This is a genomic window from Coleofasciculus sp. FACHB-712, assembly GCF_014695635.1.
Taxonomy (GTDB): Bacteria; Cyanobacteriota; Cyanobacteriia; order Cyanobacteriales; family FACHB-T130; genus FACHB-T130.
In genome coordinates, this window is sequence record NZ_JACJOQ010000147.1 from 1 (window position 1) to 6884 (window position 6884).

6 protein-coding genes are annotated in these 6884 nt (G+C 46.2%); 3 read left to right on the plus strand and 3 right to left on the minus strand.

Annotation, left to right across the window (positions count from 1 at the left end; translation table 11 throughout):
• The 3 genes from H6F50_RS03855 to H6F50_RS03865 all read right to left on the minus strand — a co-directional run.
• The coding region (locus tag H6F50_RS03855; protein WP_190426514.1) for an NADH-quinone oxidoreductase subunit M at positions 1-1157 on the minus strand (1157 nt) is incomplete at its 3' end.
• Between the two features lie 199 nt (positions 1158-1356).
• Positions 1357-2070, minus strand: a complete 714-nt coding sequence (locus H6F50_RS03860; RefSeq protein WP_190426520.1) for a carbonic anhydrase — start codon at positions 2068-2070, stop codon at positions 1357-1359.
• 159 nt (positions 2071-2229) lie between these two features.
• Positions 2230-4101 (minus strand): NAD(P)H-quinone oxidoreductase subunit F, encoded by a 1872-nt coding sequence (locus H6F50_RS03865; RefSeq protein ID WP_190426524.1) that lies wholly within the window; start codon positions 4099-4101, stop codon positions 2230-2232.
• A gap of 625 nt (positions 4102-4726) precedes the next feature.
• Between H6F50_RS03865 and H6F50_RS03870 the strand changes: the two genes are divergently transcribed.
• The 3 genes from H6F50_RS03870 to H6F50_RS03880 all read left to right on the plus strand — a co-directional run.
• Positions 4727-5713: a threo-3-hydroxy-L-aspartate ammonia-lyase gene (locus H6F50_RS03870; RefSeq protein WP_190426525.1), complete on the plus strand. Its 987-nt coding sequence runs from the start codon at positions 4727-4729 to the stop codon at positions 5711-5713.
• A gap of 70 nt (positions 5714-5783) precedes the next feature.
• Complete coding sequence (locus H6F50_RS03875; RefSeq protein ID WP_190426527.1) at positions 5784-6329, plus strand: hypothetical protein; 546 nt, start codon at positions 5784-5786, stop codon at positions 6327-6329.
• 82 nt (positions 6330-6411) lie between these two features.
• Positions 6412-6884: S-layer homology domain-containing protein (locus tag H6F50_RS03880; RefSeq protein ID WP_190426529.1), on the plus strand; the 473-nt coding region annotated here is incomplete at its 3' end.

Sequence of the window (6884 nt, forward strand, 5' to 3'; positions counted from 1 at the left end):
GGGATACCAGCACTCGCCATTCCGCCTAGAACTAGCAAAGCAGTGGTAAGCGGTAAGCCGCGTTGGGGACTCAACAAACCATTCAAGACATCTAAATCGCGGGTGCCAACTTTGCTTTCGATAACGCCCACCAAATGGAAGAGGATGGCTAAGATGATGCCGTGGCTAACCATTTGCAAGACGGCACCGAGTAAACTAAGCGGTGTAGCAGCGGCGGCGGCTAACAGAACATAGCCCATGTGACCGATAGAGCTGTAAGCGACCATGCGTTTGATATCTTTTTGAGCGATCGCACTCAGCGCCCCGTAAGCGGCACTAAACGCTCCGATAATCGCTAACCCTGGTGCCACAATTGTCCAGGTTTCGGGAAACATTCCTAAACCAAACCGTACTAAACCATAGGTTCCTAACTTTGCCAGGATGCCACCTAAAAGAATGGCTACGGGTGGTGAAGCCTCGACATAAGCATCTGGCAACCAAGTATGCAACGGAACTAGGGGAATTTTGATTCCGAAACCCACTACCAGCATTGTTAGCAGGATTAGCTGCGCTTGTAACGGTAAACCTTGAGCAATGTTGGCATTGTAATCAAAATTAGGAGCGTTACCCAGCCAAGTTATACCCAAAAATGCCGCCAGAATTAAAATTCCAGAAAGCGCTGTATAAATGAGAAACTTCATCGCTGCGTAGCCACGCTTTTCAGTTCCGCCCCAGATGGCAATTAACAAGTACAGCGGAATCAGTTCTAGTTCGTAGAACAACACAAACAGCATCAAATTCTGCGACAGGAAGGCACCCGCAATTCCAGCATTGACCAGCAGCACTAAAGAATAGTAAAGCTGAGGACGAGTAATCTGCTTTGAGGTGCTGTAAATAACAATCCATGTCAGCAGGCTATTCAAAGCCAACAGCGGTAAAGACAAACCATCAACACCAAGGCTGTAATTCAATCCCAATTTTTCAATCCAGGGCATAAATTCAGAGAATTGCATCCCGGCATTGTTCAGGTCGAATTGGGTTAAAAGAAATCCTGTCTCTAATAAAATTCCACTGATAATCGCTAATGCAAGTAAACGGAGCTGACTAGCAGATAAGTTAGGTAAGAATCCGACGAGAGCGGCACCTAAAAAGGGTAGCCAAATAAAAGTGCTGAGCATGGTTTGTTATTTGCTGATTCCTGATTGCTGATTTCTGTTGACCGGCTGAATGAGAATCATAGAAACGGCGGTTTGGCTATATAGCAATCCCAATTTATGTAGGAGATATTCTTCTCTCTTTTTTCCCTCCGTTAACACGCGATCGCGCTTCGTTAATCGAAGACATCTCACCACTTAAATAGGATTGCTATAGCTCTACCTAACTCAGTAAGGTGACTTTGCCAGTGTCCAAATCGTAATAACCACCTACAACTTTCAGTTTATTTTCCTGAATTAACTGAGAAATGACAGGAGAGGTTTTCAATTTTTCTACTTGAACCAAAACATTCGCTTTGCTAGCATTCTCTAGCCGATCGCCGGGTTTGCCTTTTGAATTTTCTACACCAGGTTTTATTGCCTCAATTAAGCTACCAATTTGACCGGGCACTTGGGCACCTTTAATGGTGGCATCTACCGCCCCACATCTTTTGTGCCCCATGACCATGATTACCTTGGTTCCTAATATTAAACCCCCAAATTCTAGGCTCCCGGTTTCCTCCGGAGTTGCGATATTTCCTGCCACGCGGCATACAAACAAATCTCCAAATCCCCGGTCAAAGATAATCTCAGAAGGAACCCGCGAATCCGCGCAACTGAGAATCGCCGCAAATGGCTTCTGAGTTTTCGCAACGGCGGTCAAACGTTGAAAATCTCGGTTGATATTTTTAGTTTTTCTGGTAATAAACCGTTGATTCCCCTCCATTAAACTTTGCAGCGCTTGATCGGGGGTCATGTCATTCTCTGCAACGGCTTGGTCGGGGAAAACCAACTTGGTTCCGAGTCCGGCAGTTACGACCCCTGCTCCTACTGCGCCTGCGCTAAATTTCAGCAAATTCCGTCTGGAGAATTGTCCTTTCTGCTTTTTTGAATTCATTGGTTCGTAGCTTCCTTCCTAAGGGTTAAAGACTTGCTCTCTTTGTATTTTGTCATTAGTTATGTATCCTTTGCAATTTAAAAAGGACTAATGACAAAAATTTCTAAACCAACCGGGTTTTCAGTTAGTTTGGTGGGGCAGCGATCGCCCACTCTCGACCTATTGAGCGAGTGCTACAAAGAGTGGTGAAGCGGCATGAAAGAAGCGCCAGTATAATAGCATTCCTAAGACAATTATTCCCATTACTATCGTCATCGCATAAGCTTGGGATTGTCCGGAAGTGCTGTATTTCAAACTTTGTCCGCCGAAAAGGGAAGCAACTCCGACAAAATTAACGAAGCCATCCACTAAGTAGCGGTCAAAGGCAGAGATGAAGCGGGAAACTAAAGCAACGCTGAAAACAATACTCACGCGGTAAATTTTGGCGGTGTAAAAGTCATAAGCCAACAAATCTTGCAGGGGTTTCCAAGGAAGTTGGACGGGTTTTTTCCACATTTTATTCAGATAAATTATCCCGCCAAGGCTGCAACCAAAAATACTAGACCAAATCAACAGCAGCGCCATATCTTTATTGAGAGTTGCCCAACTCGGCAGTAGCGACAAGCTTTGTAACACTAAGGGGAGGTGGAGGGTGAAGGCGGCCAAAACTATCATGGGGAAAGTTAAAGGCCAAAATGCTTCTGGCGATCGTACAGTCATTGGCTTGGGTTCTCCGCCAAAAATCAGCCCAAACACTCTCGTTAAACTGAAGGCTGTCAAACCATTGACCACCAGCAATAACCCGACTAGCCAAGGTTGAGTTGCCCACAAACCATCTGCCAATTTCAGCAATGCCCAGAAGCTGCCTAAAGGCGGAAAAGCGATTAACCCCAGCGTCCCAACCAGAAAGGCTAACCCGGATATGGGACGGCGCGACCATAAACCGCCGAGTTGGGTTAAGTCTTGGGTGATGTTGTTCCAAATAATTCCACCAACACTCATTACCAACAGCGCCATTGCGATCGCATGAGTCAAGATCAACAACAAAGCTGCATCATCTTGTTGAGTGCCTACAGCGATAAATACCAATCCCATGTAGGTGCTGACGGAATAGGACAAAGCGCGTTTGATATCAATTTGCGCGATCGCAATCAAGGAAGCGCCAACCGCCGTCACACCACCGATCGATATCAGCGCCAGCGACACTATCGGAGAAAGCGCTAACACAGGTTGCAACTTAATCAACACCCAGGCACCTGTTGCCACGACGACCGAGTTCCGCAAAATCGTGCTGGGAAGCGGCCCTTCCATTGCCTCATCCAACCACAAATGCAACGGAAATTGAGCGCATTTACCCATCGGGCCAGCAATTAAACCTAAACCTAATAGCGCGGCTAGTGTAGGGTCTAAATCAGCGGTTTTTGCCCATTCTGCTAGATCGTTAAAATTCCAACTTCCTGCCAGGGGATACAAGGCAATGACTGGCATCAGCATGATTAAATCCCCAACCCGCTTGGTTAAAAACGCATCCCGTGCGCCCGTCACCACCAACGGTTGGCTAAACCAAAGCCCTACCAGCAAATAAGTCCCCAAGGTGAGGATTTCCAGGATTACATAGCTAAAGAACAAGGAGTTGCACAAAGCTAAAGCACACATCCCTGCCTCAAAAAGCCCCAGCAAGGCATAAAAGCGTGCCCAGCCCCAGTCCATCTCCATGTAGCCGATCGCGTATATCTGGGCTAGCAGGTTTAACCCGGTTACTAGAGCGATCGCTGCAACGTTAATTACTGAGATTTCTAGGGGGAAATTTAAATCCAAACCCGCTGCCGACAGCCATGTAAACGTTATTTCTTGAGACGGCTGGTTCCAAATCGCTTGCAAAGTCACTAAGCTATGAACGAATGCCAAAAAGGTCATCAGCAAGTTAATGTAACCAGCGGGGCGCGGCCCTGTGCGGCGGATGACACCGGGCGACCATAATAGCCCGGAAATAGCACCAATTAAGGCATAGCAAGGGACTAACCAAATAGTATCGATGAGAGCCTGAACCACTGAATTCCCTCCAAACTTGCAGCAAAGCTAGGGTTGCTTTCAGCCAACCCGTAATTTCCCTAACCAACCTATGCAGTAAGGCGAATGCCGAATTAATAATTTCTTAAGCGTTCTGCTTATCTTAATGGTTCAAGTAACCAAAAGGGAATAATTGATTTAAAGAATTAAGCGATAAATCATCTAAAAAAAACTTATATAACTCTTTGCTATCATAGGTTTTTATGCCTAGAGCAGTTGTCATCAAGAATTTATATGGTACTGATAGATAAATGTCTATAGGTAAAAATATTTTTTAACAAATAAGTTTTTTGATTTTTAAGTGTATTTTAGAAATTACCATCAAGGCTTTATATGGCATCTATAGATAAACATCTATAAGCAATTCTACTTAGGCTACTATAACAGTTCTATTTGAGTTGAAGGCAAGATATCCAATTTCGAGAGAGAAATTGGATATCTTGCCTTCACGAATCAAAGAGAACGCTCCAGAGACACAAGGGAGAGAGTTTTACAATCCATTTAGGATTGGTATCGGTGGGATGCAAGGATGTTGGATGATGCAAAGTGTTTAGCGAATCCAATGAAGACTATCCTGAAGCATCTTTACAGGCGATAGGATTTTGTTATGGCAGAACACAACCCGTCTGCGATTCATTTCAGTGCCCTACCTGTTACGAGCGCCGATGTGGAAGCTGCGGCGGTGCGGTTGGCTGGAATTGCCCGTTGCACGCCGGTTTTGACCTCCAGAACGGTCAACGAGCGCACCAATGCTCAAGTATTCTTGAAGTGCGAAAACTTTCAACGCACGGGTTCGTTTAAGTTTCGGGGTGCTTACAATGCACTGGCACAGCTATCTGAGGAACAAGCATCACGCGGGGTTCTGACGTATTCATCAGGGAATCATGCTCAAGCGATCGCACTCTCCGGACAATTGCTGGGCATCCACACCACGATTATCATGCCGGATGATGCCCCAGTCGTGAAGAAAGCGGCAACTCGCGGTTATGGTGCTGAGGTAATTTTGTACAATCGTCAGGAAACCACGCGGGAAGCTTTGGCGCAAAGTCTGGTACATCGGCGCGGTTTAACTTTAATTCCCCCTTACGATCATCCTCATGTCATCGCCGGACAAGGTACATCTGCTTTAGAACTCTTTCAAGAAGTCGGTTCCCTCAATTTACTTCTCGTTTGCTGCGGAGGCGGTGGTTTACTATCAGGATGCGCCCTCGCTGCCAAAACCCTTTCACCGAATTGCCGAGTGATTGGGGTAGAACCAGAACGCGCCGACGATGCGACACGCTCTTTTCACAGTAAAACGCTGCATACTACGAACAATCCTGACACGATTGCTGATGGGGCACGCACTCCTTGCCTGGGAAACATTACCTTCCCACTCGTATTGCACTACGTCGATGATATGGTGACGGTATCGGAAGAAGCCATCCGCACCACGATGTTTTTCTTGTGGGAACGTCTGAAAATCGTAGTGGAACCGACGGGTGCCTTAGCCGCCGCGGCTTTACTATCGGAAGTGGTGAAAGAACCGGGTGCCCGAATTGGTGTGATTATCACCGGGGGGAATGTAGATATTCGGCAAATCTGTAAATTGTGAATGCGATCGCTTAACCTGGTACAACTCTAAATTGGCTATCATCGCATGAGAACGATTTTCAGGCACAATCATGAGTGGATCTGCGTTTACAGTTCCAGAAAAAGTAAGCTTTGAGAGTGCGATCGCGCTGACTCAATCTTTGCTTTCCCAGATGCAAGCGGGGGAATTATCCGAAGCAGAAATAGAAACAGCCATTGCAGAATTAGTGAAAAGTGAAAATGGTGCGAGAGGCTTTTTCGTCACCTACCTGACATCGGAGGGGACAATCGCAGATAATCCCTCTGCTGCTGTTATACGGGCATTGCAGTCAAATCCAGACACCGTTTCAGAATTATTAGTCAAAAATGTAGCCATGTCTGCGGTGATGGTCGTTGCCCATCATCGCAATGGTAACGAAGAGATGGCGCAATCATCCCAAAGAGTGCGATCGCGTACCACTCGAATTATCGAACAGGTGGAACTTCCTTCTGTCTACGAAGTGTCTCAAAAGTTATTGGAAAGTGCCGTCACTGGCGAAGGTAGCTACAAAGCATTTTTAGAACGCCGCGGTTACGATTCCGAACAACGACAGGTGCTCTCTGAAGCATTAGAACAACTTATCAAGCGTAATGGTTAATCGTCAGTAGTCCTTAATCCTTGGTTTGTTGCTAGTGACCAATTACCAATTACCAATTACCAATTACCAATTACCAACAACTATGGTAAATTCCCCTACTCAGTTTTCTGATATTCAAACTCATTGGGCACGCTTATTCATTCAAGCTTTAGCCCAGCGTCGCATTATTAACGGGTTTCCCGATGGGACTTTTCGCCCAAATCAATCCATCACCCGCACTGAATTTGCAGCCCTGATTGCCACAGCATTTTCCAGACCGGCAAAACGACCGTATATCCCCTTTATTGATGTTCCTTCTACTTACTGGGCGGCGAGTGCCATTCAAAAAGCTTACGAAGCAGTATTTATTAGTGGTTTTCCCGATAACCGCTTCCGTCCAGCAGAGAGGATTACCCGAACGCAAGTTTTGGTTTCTCTAGTCAGCGGCTTGCAAATTGCCGCGAACGTAAAATCTGACCTAAAAACGGCACTGCCACAGATATATCAAGATGCCGCTGGAATTCCTAGCTATGCCACCGACGAAATCGCAGTCGCCACGAAAGCAGGGCTGGTAGC

Coding starts and splice junctions, on each gene's coding strand:
- H6F50_RS03860 (WP_190426520.1), bottom strand. CDS start 2,070: ATGAATTCAAAAAAGCAGAAAGGACAATTCTCCAGACGGAATTTGCTG.
- H6F50_RS03870 (WP_190426525.1), top strand. CDS start 4,727: ATGGCAGAACACAACCCGTCTGCGATTCATTTCAGTGCCCTACCTGTT.
- H6F50_RS03875 (WP_190426527.1), top strand. CDS start 5,784: ATGAGTGGATCTGCGTTTACAGTTCCAGAAAAAGTAAGCTTTGAGAGT.